This window comes from Fibrobacter sp., from assembly GCA_012523595.1.
Taxonomy (GTDB): Bacteria; Fibrobacterota; Chitinivibrionia; order Chitinivibrionales; family Chitinispirillaceae; genus JAAYIG01.
Genome location: JAAYIG010000191.1, coordinates 1 through 17,057, shown reverse-complemented (window position 1 = coordinate 17,057; position 17,057 = coordinate 1). Strand labels below are relative to the sequence as shown.

Sequence of the window (17,057 nt, the reverse complement as noted above, 5' to 3'; positions counted from 1 at the left end):
GTAAACCATAGAATCAATTTCACTCTTTTCCTTTATGGCTCATTCCTGTATTGATCCGGAAATTGTGTTTCTCAAGATCACTGCCCCTGAATATCCATGCTGAAATCAAGCCACGGTAGCTTATCTTATCAAAAGCAGGAACACCGGATGGAAGTTCATCAAAAGATTGAGCTACACCCATCCGGTTAAATATGTAAAAGTCATTTTCTGTGTATCTCAGGTCTGATGTCTCATCGATAATAAAGAGAGACGCGTCATTGTTCTTAAGCAGCCATTCTCCAAGGTAGTTATGATAAATGTTAATGCCGGAAAGGGTGGGATTACTATCCTTATAATATTTAAGCAATTTCTTTCCGCTCATAGCGACCTCTTCCCCCCACCCCATCCATGATGGATTCAGAACAGCTTTTGAAAAACTGCTGTTATATGAGGAGGGATAATTCGACCACAAAGGTCTGAATGGTCCATAAAGCGGCCTGAAAGGAAAGATTTCAATGAGAAGAAAAACAACAGAAGCTGCAAGTGCCACTCTGGTTCTAAAGTTAAATTCGGAAAGCCTGTAAAAATCAACCACCATTTTTAATACAACAAAAAGGATAAAGACATTGAAGTAACGATTGCTCACAGGAATTTTCAGAGTACTATAGATAAGAGGTACCAGTAAGGAAATGGTAAAAAACAGTTCCAGTCCCAGGACAGGCTTTATCTTTTGTTTAGAAACAAAGAAAAGATTAAATGCAGCAAGAACTATGAATATGGAAGGAATAGAATTGAAAAACACTGCATAGGCCCATCCCATTGAACTGAAAAAGTGGGATACAGGAGAGAATGCGCCAAAATGAATATAGGTTTTGTTGAATTCAGCGCCTTTAAGCTCACCAGGAAGCAAAGGGTGTACAGGTCCGAGGTAAGCATTGACAGTATATGTTCCGATGATCCCGGCAAGAAACAATAACATGAACAGGATATAGTTTATTAAGGAAACTGCTGCCAGTCTCTTTTGAATGGAATAGTAAAGAGCCTCCCTTGAACAAACCATTCTGTAAATCAGTGCAATTACAAAGGTTGATAGAACTGCACACAAAAAAACCAGCATTGGGACTAACAAATAGTAACCGGCAAAAGTGCTCTTTGTCAGTTTAAATACACTGAATCCTGCCATTCTTAGAAGAGGCCAGAATGCAGAGGCAAAGGGATAGAAAATGTCAAAAGGATTGGCTTGCGGCATCCCTTTAGTATTTACAAGTGCTACCACCAGGTATGAGAAGAGAAATACGGAAACAGCCGCAAGTACAGCTTTACATGATGCCAGCGTGCCGTTTCTCAGCAATGAGGAGAATGATCTGTCTGAATTCTGAAATGCAACGATGAACGGCACAATGCAGATGCTGACATATAGAAATGGTGACGCAATAAGCTTTTCCTGAGCAGCAAAAGCCATGAGTACAACACTTAAATACAGCAGAGAGGTCTTCTTCTCTTTCCATCCGGTTAATAGTAGAAAGATTGCAGACACACAACCTGACATTGAAAGTGAATCGTAATTCAGGATTTTCTGAGCCAGTAAGACTACCGGAAGAAACACTATGCTGTAAAAAACCATAAGAAAAAAGAAAACAAAGCTCTTCTCTCTGTCCGAAATGCGCCTGATAAGATCAATTAAGAACAGTATCAGAATAAACCCGATCAGCCAATGCAGAGATTTTGCAAAAATCGCCATTATATCGAGGGAAAAACCTGTGACTTTCTTAAGAAAAAACAGAGGGAGTCCAACTGAAAGATCAGTTGTTCTAAATGCCCCACTGTTCCAGTTAAACAGGGAATCATTTGCCAGATTGACCGGTTCGTATACAATGTACGACTCATCACAAGTAAGAATCGAGTTCATTGAGTCGACAGAAAAATAGAGTGCAGGAATAGATAAAAACGTGATAAGAACTATTGACCGGAGAGGCATTTTTCTGATTAATAAATAGCCGGTCAGAAGGATTAAAGCGGAAATAATTGTGAAAAACTCAGCAAGAACAGTCATAGCTCAACCCTGGAATCCTTCACCGATCTTCTCAGTACCTCCTCATACATTGTGACAATTCTCTCCCAATCGTAATTTTCTGAAGCACGTCGATTGTTCTCTTTAATCTCCTCGAGCATTTCGCTGTTTTCCAATAGCATTTTCATCTTGGCAGCCAGAGAATCTGCACTGAACACATCACAGAGAAAACCATTTACCCCATCGGTTATCAAATCTCTAAGAGGTTCAATATCACTTCCAAGAACAGCAAGTCCCAGAGCCATCCCATTAAGAACTGCTACAGGCATCCCCTCCACAAGCGATGGTATCAGAAGTATATCACAGGATGCCGATATTTTTTCAGCTTCTGAGGGCTCAACCCAGCCATGGAAAAAAGTCCTGTCATTTAAATCATATTCGTCAATTTTACTTCTGACATCAGCCATTAACTGTCCATCACCGACAAAGTGCATTTCCCACTCATAATCTCTTGTAACTCTCAGCAGCTCGCAGATCAGCAGGACATTTTTCTGTGGATTGAACCTTCCACTGAACACCAGTTTAACCGGCTTTCCCGCTTTTTTTCCCTGACAGGAAAGCTGTTGAGCAGACTTTAAATCGATGCCGTTTGGAATTACCACAACAGGTACATCATAGGTTTTCAAGGCCATATTCCTGACAAATCCGCTGACAGTGGTAACTGCCCGGGCTTTTTTCCAAATAGCGTATGTGAATGGCTTGAAAAAGAAGAATAATCTGTCAGTCTGATCCGGAATGCATCCGGGCACATCCCCCAGATGAGCCGTAAGGATATATGGTGTCCGGGTCAGTATGCTTACAAGGTATGCGAGGGCACCGCTTGGCACTGCAAAATGTGCATGAATCAGATCCGGCTTCCATCTCAGGCACATCATAACAGCCGGAATTATCCCAGCAATAATGTACCCTGCCATTCCAAAAACACCGCATCTGTCCGGTTTTCTGCGGAATGAGAATATCCGCTTAACTTTTACATTTCCGTACTCTTCAAATGCAGGTATTCCCCTGCATCGGGATGTCAGTACCCGGACCTCATGTCCGCGTGATCCAAGACGAATTGCGATCTGTTCAGATACCCTCCCGCCTCCCCCGCCTATGGGAGGATATTCATAGTTCAATACCAGTGTTTTCATTTTACACTTCCGGACTTACCTTGCCAGAATTCTTTGAAACAATATACCCCTATTATGCCATGAATTCTACTGTGTGAAAATGATTATATCTTTCTCGCTATGATGCTACAGAGGACAACATCCAGCATAGGATCATCACGATCATAATCTCTTGAAATGAATTTTTTTACTTTCCCGAAATTTACCGGATCCCTGACAATATCATATGCCTCAGCATTAAAACCGGCTTCCCTGAGCATACAGAGATGATCCTTAAGCACCCATCCGGGAAGATTCCCCGGATTGAGCCATCTGTTCCACGTCTTTTTGGAGAAAAGAAGCTTATGAAAAGGATATTTGAAAAAATGATCCCGGTAATCGACATGATGCAGCATAATTCCGCTTTGGTCCAATATTTCATGCAGTGCTCTGAACAATTCATACGGTGCTTCAACATGCTCCAATACAGAATGTGAAAGGATCACATCTATCCCACCCTCCGGCAACCCTTCAAGGCTTTCGATTCTCTTTACACTTCCGGAAATTCTGTACGGATCGACACCATATTTTTCAGAAATCAATAAAAGCAGCTTTTGATCGGTTTTTGAATCATACCTGGCATAGGGCTCGTATGCATATACCATGGCAGAACCTCTGGCAACAAGTTCATATGCAGCGGAATTGGTAACTCCAGGCCCCAGTTCAAGAACACACTTGCCACTCAGAGTCAAACCATGCCCCCTGGCATACAACTCATATCTGTCCACAATCAAATGCGGGCAGTACTGATTGGAGTTTTGCTGATAGAGAGGAATAATAGTGCCATATTTCACCAGGCAGTTGTCAGAGAAAAGAAAACGCCTGAGTAAACGCAAAAAGATATACTCTGCTTTCGAAAAAAACACGATTCAATCCTGCAGTCGACAATATATGGTTAATTTAACTTTTATTATCATCGTTCTTGTTCGGGGTAGGAATCGGAATCGGTATCGGAATCGAAACATTTTGTTTTTACCTGTCCAGCTCCATTAACGCCACTGATGCTTTGGATATCGTCTGGAAAGACTTTTCTTCAGTTCCGGATAATGGACTTTCCAGAAATTCTCCAGATCCTCAGTGACTTGAACCGGTCTCATATTCGGTGCTAAAATCTCCACCTTAACCGCTACCCTGCCATTTGCCACACGCGGTGATGAATTCATATCAAATAATTCCTGTATACGAGCTCTTATCACAGGTGCAGATCCTGCCTTGTAGGTTATCCTGAGTTTTCTACCGGCTTTATTTAATACAAACTGAGGCGCAGCAGTTTCGATTATTCTCTGCTGCTCATGTGACAGCAGTGATTTTACAATATGCAGAACCGGTTTATCCTTGACTTTTGAATAGCGGGATTCATCTTTACAGAGTTCATGCACAATCAAACCGTAATCTTCATCACCGAAACCCGGAAATCCCATTTCCGGAAAAATCTCACCTAACCATCGGCAGCGCATTATATAATCCTGCACCTCATTGTCCCATCCTGCAAGAGGCAGTTTTCTCTTGATAATATTCTCAGCCAGAAACTCTCCCGCTTTTTCAGGATCAGCATTCTGGTCGACCTTTTCATCGATTGTAACCCCCAGACAAACTGTTCTGGTCCGGGATTCAACCGCCTGATTAATGCTGTTCCATACCAGTTCAGTTTCTATTACAATATCATCCGGGAACAGCTCCTCAAGCCACTCCTCCCTGACTCCGCACGCAAGTGTCAATACGGTCCGGGGTGTGGACTGGCTTTTTGATTTCAGTTCATTTATAGATGCGGCAACCAGAAGACGCGATCCTCTGGCCAGGCTCTCTTTGCTCAGTTCACCTCTGCGATTATTACTCAGTTCGCATAATAGTGTTCCCTGATCTCTTCTCCTGGCAAGCCTGTCCGAATATGCCGCAAGTATTGCGACAGAAAGAGGCTGTGAACCAGATACCATATTGCGGGTGTGCATCCCCTTTTTCCTGCATATCTGCAGAAAGTAAGCCTCTGTACGCAATATCTGCTGTACCGATGAAATGTTGACATTCCATTTTCTGCACAACCCGGGATCAAACCCTGATTCCGCAACTCTGTTAATCACATACTCCATCAGCGCGAAATCAGATCCTTCACATTGTTTAAGAATTTCATCCGGTACATCAGGAATCCCGGAAAAAGCAGGTCTCTCCGAGAGAATCGCACAGGCAAGCGCACCCTTTCTGACAACACCCCTGTTATATGATTCAAGCAGCAGCGCAGCCAGACGCGGGTGCATGGGGAACTCTCCGAGTCTTTTCCCCTTTTCAGTAATCTTTCCCTCTTTGTCAATAGCATCAATCTGCTTGAGAAATTCAGTAGCGGCTTTTATCGATTGGTCCTCCGGAGATTCTATCCAGGGAAAGGAAACGGGGTCAGCAAACCCAAGCATTTTTAGTTGCAAAACTGTTTCTGCCAAATCAACCCTGAATATTTCAGGCTGTGTTCTCCGGGAACGGGATCTCTGGTCAGTTTGACTCCATAAGCGTATACAGATCCCCGGAGCTTCCCTTCCAGCCCTTCCTGAGCGCTGTGCCGCAGAATCGAGAGCAATTTTCTCTACATACAAAGTATTGAAACCACGCACAGGATCATAGCGATTGATCCTTGCAAGTCCACTGTCAATCACATGGCGTACACCGGGAATGGTCAGTGATGTCTCCGCGATATTGGTAGCGACTATGATTTTTCTTCTGGTACGCTGCTCCATCACCTGACGCTGGCGATCAGAGGGAAGATCCCCGTAAAGCATCGATATATCAACAGGTTCTCCGAATCTCACCTCCTGAAGAGACGAAACAGTTTTTCGTATTTCGTAAACACCTGGCATGAAGACAAGAATATCTCCCTCAGCACCGCTTTTCACCAGTTGAAAAGCGGCTCCCGCAGCCAGCTCCCATGGTTTCCCCTGTTCACCCGGAAAGTATTGAATTGACACAGGAAAAGTCCAGCCCTCTGAATTGATAACCGATGCCCCGGGCAGGTATTCAACGATCGGTCCGGTTTCAAGAGTAGCTGACATCACCACCAGTTTCAGATCCGGTCTTGATGATTCCTGAAGGTTGCGTATCAGGGCAAGCCCCAGATCTACTGTCAGGCTGCGCTCATGAAACTCATCAAAAATCACGACCGAAACGCCTGAGAGATTCCTGTCAGAGAGCAGCATTCTCGGAAGAATTCCTTCGGTTATAAACCTAACCCTGGTGCTCTCACTTGTAACCGTCTCGAACCTTGTCTGAAACCCGATTTCCTGTCCCGGTTCGCTTCCCCGCTCGAAAGCTACCCTTGTTGCAAGCATCCTGGCAGCCAGTCTTCGCGGCTGAAGCACGAGAATCGTACCATCAACATTTCCTGAATCCAGCAATATCTGAGGAACCTGGGTTGATTTTCCGGAACCGGTCGGGGCTTTTATAATAAGACGGTTACCATTCTCCAGTGCGCCGATTATTCTATCACGATACTCCAGAATGGGTAAAGACATTCATTACAACCCTTCGGGGAACATTTGTGCAGATTGTATAAAAATAGCACCTGCTTGAGCAATGCTACAAGTGATAGAAATACTCATCCCGGGTAGTTCTTTAAAAACTTTATTCCCGCAGCCTTTAAATCAACAGCTCTGAAAACCCATGCTTTTATTACCCCGCGGTCATGAATAGTGAACAGAGGTTTTATCTCCGAAGGGAAAGGTATAAAAGAGAAGGTTGTTCCCGACCTGCTGAATATGTAAAAATCACACTTATCATAACTGTAATCATCGAAACCATATCTGATAAAGACAAGATCCACATTTTCTGGTTTTCGCAGCCAGGATCCGGAGTAATTGTGGAAAATGCGGATACGATTTTCAGCACCACACTCATTTTGATATTCCCTGACAATTTTCTTCCCGGCAAGTATCACTTCCTCGCCCCACCCGGTACACCAGGGAGGAACCTGACCATAAGCAGGGCTGTTGTTGAAATCCTCAGACATATTTGACCAGAGAGGTCTGAATGTCACAGGAACTGGACTGAACGGCAATACCTCTATCAATAGCAAAAGGAATCCTGCTATGACAGCAAATTTTTGAATTGCAGGTCTCGATTTCAATGAAGCAATGTCAATGATACCAGCTATAAGGAACATGCAAAGTAACAGGTTTATGTACCGCGGAAGAAGCGGAATCTGAAAGACACCAAACAGCAGTATAGCTGCCATGGAAGCGATAGCCAAAAGGTCAACATAAACCCGGTTTGCATTATTTACTGAATTTCTTTTTCTTGTGGTTGATACACTCCAGAAGATAAGTAAACCAAGCAGAATCACAGATGGAAACGCGTTTACAAAAGTTGCACAGGCCCAGGCTACTGAAGCCGCTGTATGGCCGGCGATAGTCTTTGCTCCATAAGAGAAACTGACTCCGTTAAATGTGATCTGTGGCTTGTAAAATCCCTCCGGTACCGGAATAAGCGGGTATACACGTGGCGTTATCAGAAACGTAGCAGCTATACCTGTAATTGTTATCATCACAAGGAGTCCGGCTTTCAAAAACCTGAGTGATGAGACCAGGCGATCAGTCTGCAATGCTGGAGTATTGTTGTGGAGTTTACCTGCAATATATCTGTACAGCATGGAGAAAACTGCAATGGATACAATAAGAACTAAAACCAATATCCAGAAAAGATAATATTCAAGAGATGAAGAAGGGTTGCGGAGGTTTAATCTTCCATTTATAATTCTTATCAATGGCCACAACGCCGACAGGTACGGCTGAAAAATCATCGCGGCTAAATTATCGACAGGGATATCACCTTTGCGGAAAGCAATTACTATTGAATGTGATACCACAAATACAGCTACTGCTGATGCCACAGAGATTAAAGCTGCTTTAAGCGCTGAAAATATATTTCCTGTCAGTTTTCCCCTGACTACAGTCAGTTTTACAGAAAGCATAAAAGTACAAATAATAAGGACCGGTGATGCGATCAGTTTTTCCTGTGCTGCCAGTGAGGCTATAATCACACTTCCCGCATAGTACTTAACTTTTCCTGAACGCAATCCCTCCCCCAGCATCAATACTGCCAGAACACCGAGACACATCGACAGCAGGTCATAGTTTATCGTATGGAGGGCAAGATTAACTACAGGGAGAATCATGGTTGCATTGAATGCCGATATGTAAAAAAGAAGACGAGAGGATTCAGGTGCAAGCCATTTATGCGATTTATCGGATATTATCGAAATCAGTGCGATACCCCAGAAGCAATGTATGGCTTTTGCGATCACCATCAGGATATCCTGGGTAAATCCCATTACTGCTTTCAATGCAACAAGAATTGGTCCGTTAAGTGCAATCGATGTATGGAACGCCCCCTTTCTCCAGGAGTATTCCAGATTCCCGGTTGGCATATTTACTATTTCATAGATGAGATAAGAATCATCACATGTCAATACCTGTGTTACTGAATTAAGAACAAGCCAGCAAGCCGGAAGAGAGGCAAAAGTGATGATTACAGCCTGAAAAGCAGAGTATCTTCTATACAGAAGCGAAAAGAAGTGTATGATTGTAAGGGCAGCAAGTAAAAACCATTCAAAATCACTCATGGTAACCAAAAAACAGAGAGGTGAACAAAAATCTCACACTGAATGCTGGCGAGAAAACGAGAATATTACCTTCGGTTTATTTCCCCTGTGAACTTATAGTGATTTTAACACATTCAGTATAAATTAGCAACCAGAAAACATGATTTTATCGGATAAACATGTCTTTTGGAATTGAATTTGCTCCTACATATATACTGAAGAAACATTTCCGATTGTTCTATTATCATTAATCAATTTTTAAAACGGAGTCATTATGCGAGTGATGATAATTCATTATGCAGATAAAAACACTGAATCAGGAGTGATACCTGACACAAAGATGTTCGAAGAGATGGGCAGGTTCAATGAGGAGCTTGTTGAGGCAGGAATAATGCTTGATGGTGAGGGATTGCACCCCAGTTCAAAAGGTAAACGGATAAGATTCTCCGGGGAAAAGCGGGAAGTTATCGATGGGCCATTCGGAAGACCTGAATCACTTATTGCCGGATACTGGATCTGGAAAGTAAACTCTATCGACGAGGCTGTTTCATGGGTAAATCGTATCCCAAGTCAGGGCTCCGGAGAATCATTAGTTGAAATACGTCCCATTTACGAGGAACAGGATTTTGGGAAAGAGTTCACACCCGAGCTAAGAGAACAGGAGAGACGTCTCAGGTCGCGAATAGCATATCAGAAACAAAAAGGAAAGCTTCTCAAAGAAAACCCGTATCTCAACTTCAATGGAAACGCCGAAGAGGCATTTATGTTCTATAAATCAATTTTCGGAGGCGAGTTTTCCGCCCTTTTGCGTTTCAAAGACATGCCTCAAGGCCAAACCCCTGTTGCAGAGCAGGAAAAAGAGAGAATACTGCATATCGCCCTGCCAATCGGAGAAGACACAATTCTTATGGGCAGCGATATTTCCGAAAGCATGGGCCAGAAATTAATAACCGGCAACAATATCTATATCTCGTTACAAACCGGAAGCAAAGAGGAAGCAGATCGCCTCTATAATGCTCTCTCTGCAGGAGGTAAAATTGAAATGCCGCTGCAGAAGATGTTCTGGGGAGCATATTTTGCCTCCTTCAGTGATAAATTTGGAGTCCAGTGGATGATTACCTATGAGGAGAAATAAACTAACTTTCTAAAGTCACCCCGTATCACTCTCGTTCGGGATCGGTATCGGCATAGGTATCGGAATTGACAAAAAAGCATCAATTCTGATGCCGATCCTCCCCCTTTAAAAGCTGTTTTAAATCAGGGTAATCAGATTAATCATAGTTTAAAGACAATTCTTCAATCATCTCAATCAATGGTCAACGGTCGGTCACGCTATTCTCAAACCACTTGGAAGACTCTCTCCAAACACTCTGCTCTGCTCCTCTTCGTCAAGACCTCCACCGTTTTCCACCAACTCGATAAAATGTTCAGGAGCATTATAGTTCCTCATGAATTTAACTACATCAGCCCTGAGATTTGCATCGATATCTCTGTAACGATCATCTGTCCTGCGGCAAAGCTGCATAAGAGCAAGATGAACAGTAAGATTAGGTTGACTTGATTTGATCAGACTCGAAATCCACTCTGATACGGTCTCCTGTGATACCAGTTCGTTTAATGGTCCGTACACCGGCACTCTTGCACCAAGCCTCCCAAGTGCCCATATACCAGCTTCTGAAAGCGAATCATTTCGATGAGAGAGTTTCTTTTCCGCAATATCACCAAGTTCTTCCTTCAAAGAAGCAGAGATATGTTCAAGTGATGCAAGCAATCTCCAGATTTCAGCCAGTTCATGCTGTCCGAATTTTGACTCCGATTTTGCTTTTTTCCTGCTCTCCTCTTTGCGATAGTACGACCGTAAAGAAGCGATAAGCGGCTGAACAAGGGCTTTCTGCTGCCCTGATGTCAATCCGCCGGCAATTCTGCGCCAGAATATCCACCACTCAGCCCTGCATGCCTGGTTTCTTCCGTTAATAACGCCTTTCTGCTGCAGCATCCATGTCTGTTTTACTCTCCAGTCGTCAACAGCATATCCATAGCCGGGCCGCAGCGAGAATCCTGTCAGGTTAAGCCACCTTGCTTCGTGCAAAGGATCAACAGCCCTTCCCTGCTCCACTTCCATAAGCACCTCCCAGAAAGATCGCAGGAGTGATGGGGGCCACTGATCCCGGTCCATACCGGACAACTCCTCGAGTCTCTTTACAAGTCCTTGAGGATCGGCTGTTTTCCCATTTACAGGGCAGAATGTCTCTCTTATGCTCTCCCGGCACATCTCCATTGTCCGCTCATCGAGAAAGCCTGCCCTTTCACCAGCCCCGTAATGTACATCTACATCAGTGCGGGTAGCTGAACGTACATCAAACTGAAGCTTCCAGCTCCGGTTTCCAGAGACCTCAGTACACCATAAATCAAGCGTTCCGATCTCTGTAAGTTTCACATGAAGCATGACATCGACACTCTCTGCTTCCATCTTCTTCCCGGACCGAAGCACAGTGCTGATCGGCGGAAGCGCATGGATCTCCAGAGGATCGATGGGGAGCAGTTCTCCGGGCTGATCTGTTGTTCTCTTGCTTGACACATACAATGGGAAAGCCACCGGTTGTCTTATTCGCAGATTGAATACCCGTCCGCTCAGATCAACGCTCTGTCCTTCCTGCAGACCTGCCGGAGCAAGGCACAATGCCTGCAATCCCTCAGGACTCTCCACTCCTATATAGTAGGTACGGGCCAGACCGGCAACTATCCTCACCCCTGCACCCCTGCGCACCACACCGAAATAAGCAGCTCCCCTGGAAACAGCAAGTTCAGGCTTTTCGTTTTTGATAACTACTGGCTCCCAACTCCCCTGAGCACTACTGAACCACTTACGCAAAACATCAAGAATTCGCCCACGAATAGCAGGTGAAGAGAATACTCCACCGTTAAACAGTATTATATCCGGACGGGCCGGGTCGGCCTCGGTTTCTTTTGTAAATTGTGCCGCAGATCTGCGGTGTGAGGTTAGAAAACTGGCAAGATATCTTGTAACAGCGGGATCAGCAGCATAGGGAAGCCCGAATTCCTGAAAACCCGACTGTCTGGCAAGCGGCTTGTCTGAGAGATCAACCAGAGGGAAAAAACCCTCAAGAAGAACCTCAAGCGCTTCATCCAATGTCAACTCTGCCTGTATACTGCCGCCAATAAGAGTTGAACCGGTTCCGGGAATATTTACAACCAGTTTCTCCGGTGGATTCTCTCCCAGAAGGATCTCTTTAGCGGTCTGACAGTTCCTTACAAGTGCTCCGAATTGACGAGGAGTAAGTTTTCCGGCTCCAGTAATCTTTTTTTCTATATAATAAGAAAATGCCAGATCCAGATTGTCTCCGCCAAGTATCAGATGATCTCCAACTGCGATCCGGTAAAACTGAACCGAACCATCAGAATTACCCCTCACCTGAATCAGCGAAAAATCGGTAGTCCCTCCCCCGAGATCACAAATCAGAATCTTCTGACCTGCACTAACCATCTTCTGCCAGTCTTTTGAGTGCTGGTTTATCCAGGCGTAAAAAGCCGCCTGAGGTTCCTCAAGAAGAACAATGCGGGAGAATCCGGCTGAAGCGGCTGCTTTAACAGTCAATTCACGGGCAATCTCGTCAAAAGATGCCGGAACAGTGATAGTGATATCCTGGTCTTCCACAGGATACTCAGGGTAAGCATGGTTCCAGGCATTTCGGATATGCAACAGGTATCTCGATGTCGCCTCTACAGGTGAGATTTTCTCCAGATCGGAAGCAGCATGCCATGGAAGCAGAGGAGCGGTGCGGTCAACACCGGAATGGCTGAGCCATGACTTGGCAGAAGTTACAAGCCTCCCTGGTACCAGAGCACCATGGTCACGTGCAAAAGCCCCTGTGATCACCTTCCTGTCCTGTGTATCCCAGGGCAGCTTTAGCGAACCACTGGAGAATTCCCCTTCAGCCGCCTCATAATGGAATGAGGGGAAAAGAGGAAGCGCGGCAATTTCGCCGGGCGCGGTAATCTGTGTTACAGGAAAATCCTCCACACGGTAGGGTTTACGGGTAAGATCAACGAATGATACTGCTGAATTGGTTGTGCCAAGATCGATTCCTATAATATATCTGGATTCTGTTTTCTTATCTTCGTCCTGCATGGACTGACCGGTATTCCCTTTGAGTTCAGTTGACAAATCTCTCATTTTTCAATCTTAAGCCTCTCATTTGATATTATCTCTGACGCTGAACTCAAGCTTCCAGGAATCATCAGAGACAGTACTCTTACACCATAGTTCAAACACCCCAAGCTCCGTTATCCTGGACAGGAACTTCACCGGAACATAACCTTCTGTAAACTTGTCATCAGCAGGAAGCTGAGCCTCGAGAGAATCACTCTCCTCAAGTTCCTGCTCTGACCAATACGGGATTATATCGCCTGGCTTGTCGTTTTTCCTTACCGATGATGAAAAGAAACGGAACCTTGCAGGCTCACCCACAATAAGTCCAATCTCCTCACCAGGCACATCGATCTCACTCCCCTCCTCCATCCCGAATGGCACCACACAGAATGCATTGAGAGGTCTTTCGATTCCAGGGACAGCAGGTCCGCTTGTTTCTATTCCGATATAATATGAACGGCCTGTTCCACCTCTTATCCGGATACCTTTACCCTGTTTGACAAAAGCATAATATGCAGCTCCCCTGCTGACAGCAAAATCAAAATCAGGTGTACGCTCAAGAGGTGTGACTTCTCCTTCTGTAAACCAACTCTGTACAACATCCATGAGCCGTGCCCTGAATGCCTCAGATTTAAAGACCCCGCCGTTGAATAGTATGTGTGTCGGCCTTACAGATTTGCCACCCTCACCATGTGCACGGAGAAACTGAGCCAGATGACGAGTGATACCGGTGTCGGATTCAAAAGGAAGTCCCAGTTCACGGAAACCTGATGCAGGACGTCGTGATGGAGAACTGTCTGCACTGCAGAACGGAAAGAACCCATCAAGCAACAGTGGTGAAACCGCAGAGGATTCAAGATCGACCGAAACAGTTCCGCCGATAAGTTTCGATCCCCGCCCCAGAATAGTCACAGGATGAGTCTCCGGAGGATTTTCTGAAAGAAGTTCCTCCTTTGCACTGCGGCACGCATGCCATAATGATACAGCCTGCCAGGGGTCAAGGTTAACACCCTTATCCGCAAATACATTCCTGGCAAAATGAGCCAGTGTAAGATCCATGTTATCGCCACCGACAAGTATATGATTTCCCACTGCGATTCTTCTCAGTACCAGATCCCCCTCTTCCTCTCCGGTCCCAATGAGGGTGAAATCGGTTGTTCCTCCCCCGACATCACAGATAAGCAGTGTATCACCAACCTTGAGTCGGCTCCTCCAGTTTTCCCCGGCATCTGCCAGCCACGCGTAAACAGCAGCCTGCGGTTCCTCAAGTAGAAGCAAGTCCTGAGGTAAACCTGCCTGATGAGCAGCTTCAAGTGTCAATTCCCGGGCACTGGCATCAAAGGAAGCAGGTACAGTGAGTACGACTTGCTGCTCCGAAAGTGGGGCATCGGGGAATTTGCTGTTCCACACTGAAACGATATGCTCCAGATATCGTCTGGATGCCTCTACAGGAGAGATTTTTTCCACATCAGAGGGGGCATTCCAGGGAAGAATCGGCTCGCGTCTATCAACCCTGCTGTAAGCAAGCCATGATTTTGCAGCCGCCACAGTTCGCGTTGGAACATCAGCCGACTGTCTCCTTGCAAGATCACCTATCACGTATCTGCGCCCGCTCTCCCAGGGCACATCGTATGCCGCCTTTTCCACCTCCGCATCAGTTGCCAGATAACAGAAAGAAGGCAGTGACTTTCTGTTATCAATTGTTGCCGGCCCTGTTAACTGCTGAATCTCAAGCAGTTCAACAGGTGCATTTTCCTGATCCAATCTTACATACGCAACTACGCTGTTTGTTGTGCCCAGATCAATTCCTGCTGCAAATTGAGCCATCTTATTAAAGCTCCTTCCAGTAATTTCATAGTTTTTTTACGCTGTTCAGAGGAGATATTACGAATAATGCATTTAATTCTTTATCTCAGTTAATTTGAGTGTACCGAATTTTAAAATGGTACCCATATTTTGAATTCCCATCCTATTCGAAATGATAGAAATTACAAGTAGCACTAATAATGAGCACGATAGAGATCAAAGCTCTCAAGTAGTTAAGCTTCATTTCAATTCGACTTCTGCTGCTGCCAGCACATTCACGGATTCATCACAGCCCTGCCAGAGCGGTAGTTCCACTTTGGTTGCCCGCCATCCATGATGACGCAGAATACCATTATATGGGGGATTTCCGGAAACATTTCCGGTAAGATGATATTGTTCAGGATCAAATCCGGGAAGCACGGTAATCTCTTTACCCTCGTCATCCTTCAACAATGGTTCAACCCCGAATACTCTGTCCAGAACAGCCCCACAGTCCCGGTGAATATCCCTTACTGCAGCCCCTATCTGAGCATCACTGTAGGTATCGATTGGTTCTTTCAGAAAATCAACAAGCCTTCCCTCCCTCTGCATCAGAGCAATCACCTGTACTGCCTCACTGCGATGCACACGAGGAGCCTCTTTTTTTACAACCACTTCCTCCTTGGCCTCCTCAGGAGCAGGCTTCTCAATGAAAAACTCCTCAATTTTATCCGCAAATTTTTTGTTGAAAAAAATCCAGAAAAATGTCCGTAACGCGAGCTCTACTCGGTTCATTATAGCATCCTTTCAGAAAATTATCGGGTAATAGAAGGAAAGAGAAAAACCGGTATATAAGATACAAAAAAGGAATGATAAACATGGAAACTTTTTGGGGCTTTTTATCAGCCCCGCTTCAGGATATCTGCACCATTTAAATCTCCCGTTTCAGGAATAAACCTGCATCACTGCAACCCTCGCACATGGACGATGCGACACAGATGTTAAACATTATTATGTTTGACTTGTCAACCATTTCCAATTTGTTGAGTTTTCCTTCAACAGAGCATGAGACATTACTATTTTCAGAACAGCAACAGACATACCTATGCAAAACAGACAAAGAGGAGTATTGCTATATGTCTTCAAAAAAAAGACATTAAAAATCTCTCCTCAGAGTATAAAATCCAGCATGCTCACGATCGTCTTTTCCGTGAGTCCATGCAGGATATCAATATCACCAGGAATCTCTCTTTTTCAGCATTGCCGTCAAAAGTTCAAAGCAGTATCAATTGGGAAACATTGGAGATTGTAAAAGAAAACTGGGTTGATGAAAATCTCAGGGAGCATCGCTCAGATATCATCTATCGTACAAAAGTCTTGGGAAATGATCAATGGGTATATCTGCTCTTTGAGCATAAGAGCACTCCGGATAAAAAGATCCATTTCCAGCTCTTGCGCTATATCGTGGAGATCTGGGATCAGCATGAGAAACAAAACGGGGTAAACGGGCTTTTTCCCCAGATAATTCCAATTGTGGTCTGTCATTGTAACGGTCGACCTTGCAATATGAACAATAGCATGAAGGATAATATCGCAATTCTAGAGGGTACCGATCATGTTATTCCGGATTTTCACTTTTTAATGCTTGATTTATCTCTCTTTAACCCGGAGCAGATTGAAGATGGTTCTCCCTCTGATGCAGGGACGGGTAAGCTCAAGATGCTTCTTCTGGCTCTTAAGTACAGCAGAAGTCCGGAGATTTTGAGTGTTTTGCCGCAAATTATCAGGATATCCAAAGATGTTGAGGGTAAGAGATACGATTTCCTGTATGTGATATTAACCTATCTGCACTCGGTGATTAAGGGAAAGTTGAAAAAGCAGTTCGGGGAGATAGTAGAAAGAGAACACAAAAATGGTGAGGCAATTATGGAAACAATAGCGGATAGTTATCGTGATGAAGGGCGGAGGGAAAAAGAGAGGGAATTGAAGGAATTAAGGAAGGTAATCAAGCAAAAAGATACAGAGCTTAAGCAAGAGAGAGCTGAGATTAGTCAGGATAGGGAATTAATACACCAAATCGTCCTGCGAATGGTTCAGAAAGGGATGAGCCTGCAATCAATCCGGGAGATTACTGGTCTAAGCAATGAGACAATTGAGAATATCAGCCGACACAAAAACTGATTATACAGAAAATGCTTAAAATTTACCGGGAGAGTGCTGAAAAATTTGTGTAAACCTCAGAATAGTTGGTGTATGGATTATTTTAACCACTTAACACCAATGGAGGTTTACAGTTATGGCCAGAAAAGAACATGGTAATCC

General features: G+C 44.5%; 10 protein-coding genes. 2 read left to right on the top strand and 8 right to left on the bottom strand.

Going from position 1 to position 17,057, the window contains the following annotated elements; genetic code table 11:
• Positions 1 to 19: 19 nt before the first annotated feature.
• The 5 genes from GX089_12750 to GX089_12730 form a co-directional block, all read right to left on the bottom strand.
• On the bottom strand, positions 20 to 2,032 hold the full coding sequence (locus GX089_12750) for a hypothetical protein (GenBank protein ID NLP03358.1): 2,013 nt from the start codon (positions 2,030 to 2,032) through the stop codon (positions 20 to 22).
• The gene (locus tag GX089_12745) at positions 2,029 to 3,183 is read right to left on the bottom strand and encodes a glycosyltransferase family 4 protein (GenBank protein ID NLP03357.1); all 1,155 of its coding nucleotides are present in this window, start codon (positions 3,181 to 3,183) and stop codon (positions 2,029 to 2,031) included. Before GX089_12745 ends, GX089_12750 begins: the two co-directional genes overlap by 4 nt.
• Positions 3,184 to 3,266: 83 nt before the next feature.
• A complete protein-coding gene (locus GX089_12740; protein ID NLP03356.1) occupies positions 3,267 to 4,067 on the bottom strand; it encodes a class I SAM-dependent methyltransferase in 801 nt (266 codons plus the stop codon).
• Positions 4,068 to 4,190: 123 nt separating this feature from the next.
• Entirely contained in the window at positions 4,191 to 6,695 is a 2,505-nt protein-coding gene (gene hrpB / locus GX089_12735; protein ID NLP03355.1) for an ATP-dependent helicase HrpB, read from the bottom strand.
• Positions 6,696 to 6,778: 83 nt separating this feature from the next.
• Complete coding sequence (locus GX089_12730; GenBank protein NLP03354.1) at positions 6,779 to 8,800, bottom strand: hypothetical protein; 2,022 nt, start codon at positions 8,798 to 8,800, stop codon at positions 6,779 to 6,781.
• 253 nt (positions 8,801 to 9,053) lie between these two features.
• Here GX089_12730 and GX089_12725 point away from each other — a divergent pair, with 253 nt between their 5' ends.
• Positions 9,054 to 9,914 carry a hypothetical protein gene (locus tag GX089_12725; protein ID NLP03353.1) on the top strand — a complete coding sequence of 287 codons (861 nt, stop codon included), beginning with the start codon at positions 9,054 to 9,056 and terminating at the stop codon, positions 9,912 to 9,914.
• Between the two features lie 192 nt (positions 9,915 to 10,106).
• Here the strand turns inward: GX089_12725 and GX089_12720 are convergent, their stop codons facing one another.
• The 3 genes from GX089_12720 to GX089_12710 form a co-directional block, all read right to left on the bottom strand.
• The gene (locus GX089_12720; GenBank protein NLP03352.1) at positions 10,107 to 12,929 is read right to left on the bottom strand and encodes a hsp70 family protein; all 2,823 of its coding nucleotides are present in this window, start codon (positions 12,927 to 12,929) and stop codon (positions 10,107 to 10,109) included.
• A 63-nt stretch (positions 12,930 to 12,992) separates the two neighbouring features.
• A complete protein-coding gene (locus GX089_12715) occupies positions 12,993 to 14,777 on the bottom strand; it encodes an Hsp70 family protein (protein ID NLP03351.1) in 1,785 nt (594 codons plus the stop codon).
• 219 nt (positions 14,778 to 14,996) lie between these two features.
• Positions 14,997 to 15,530, bottom strand: coding sequence for a DUF2760 domain-containing protein (locus GX089_12710; protein ID NLP03350.1), 534 nt, complete (start codon positions 15,528 to 15,530; stop codon positions 14,997 to 14,999).
• 270 nt (positions 15,531 to 15,800) lie between these two features.
• Here GX089_12710 and GX089_12705 point away from each other — a divergent pair, with 270 nt between their 5' ends.
• Positions 15,801 to 16,916 carry a hypothetical protein gene (locus GX089_12705; protein ID NLP03349.1) on the top strand — a complete coding sequence of 372 codons (1,116 nt, stop codon included), beginning with the start codon at positions 15,801 to 15,803 and terminating at the stop codon, positions 16,914 to 16,916.
• The last annotated feature ends 141 nt before the right edge of the window (positions 16,917 to 17,057 follow it).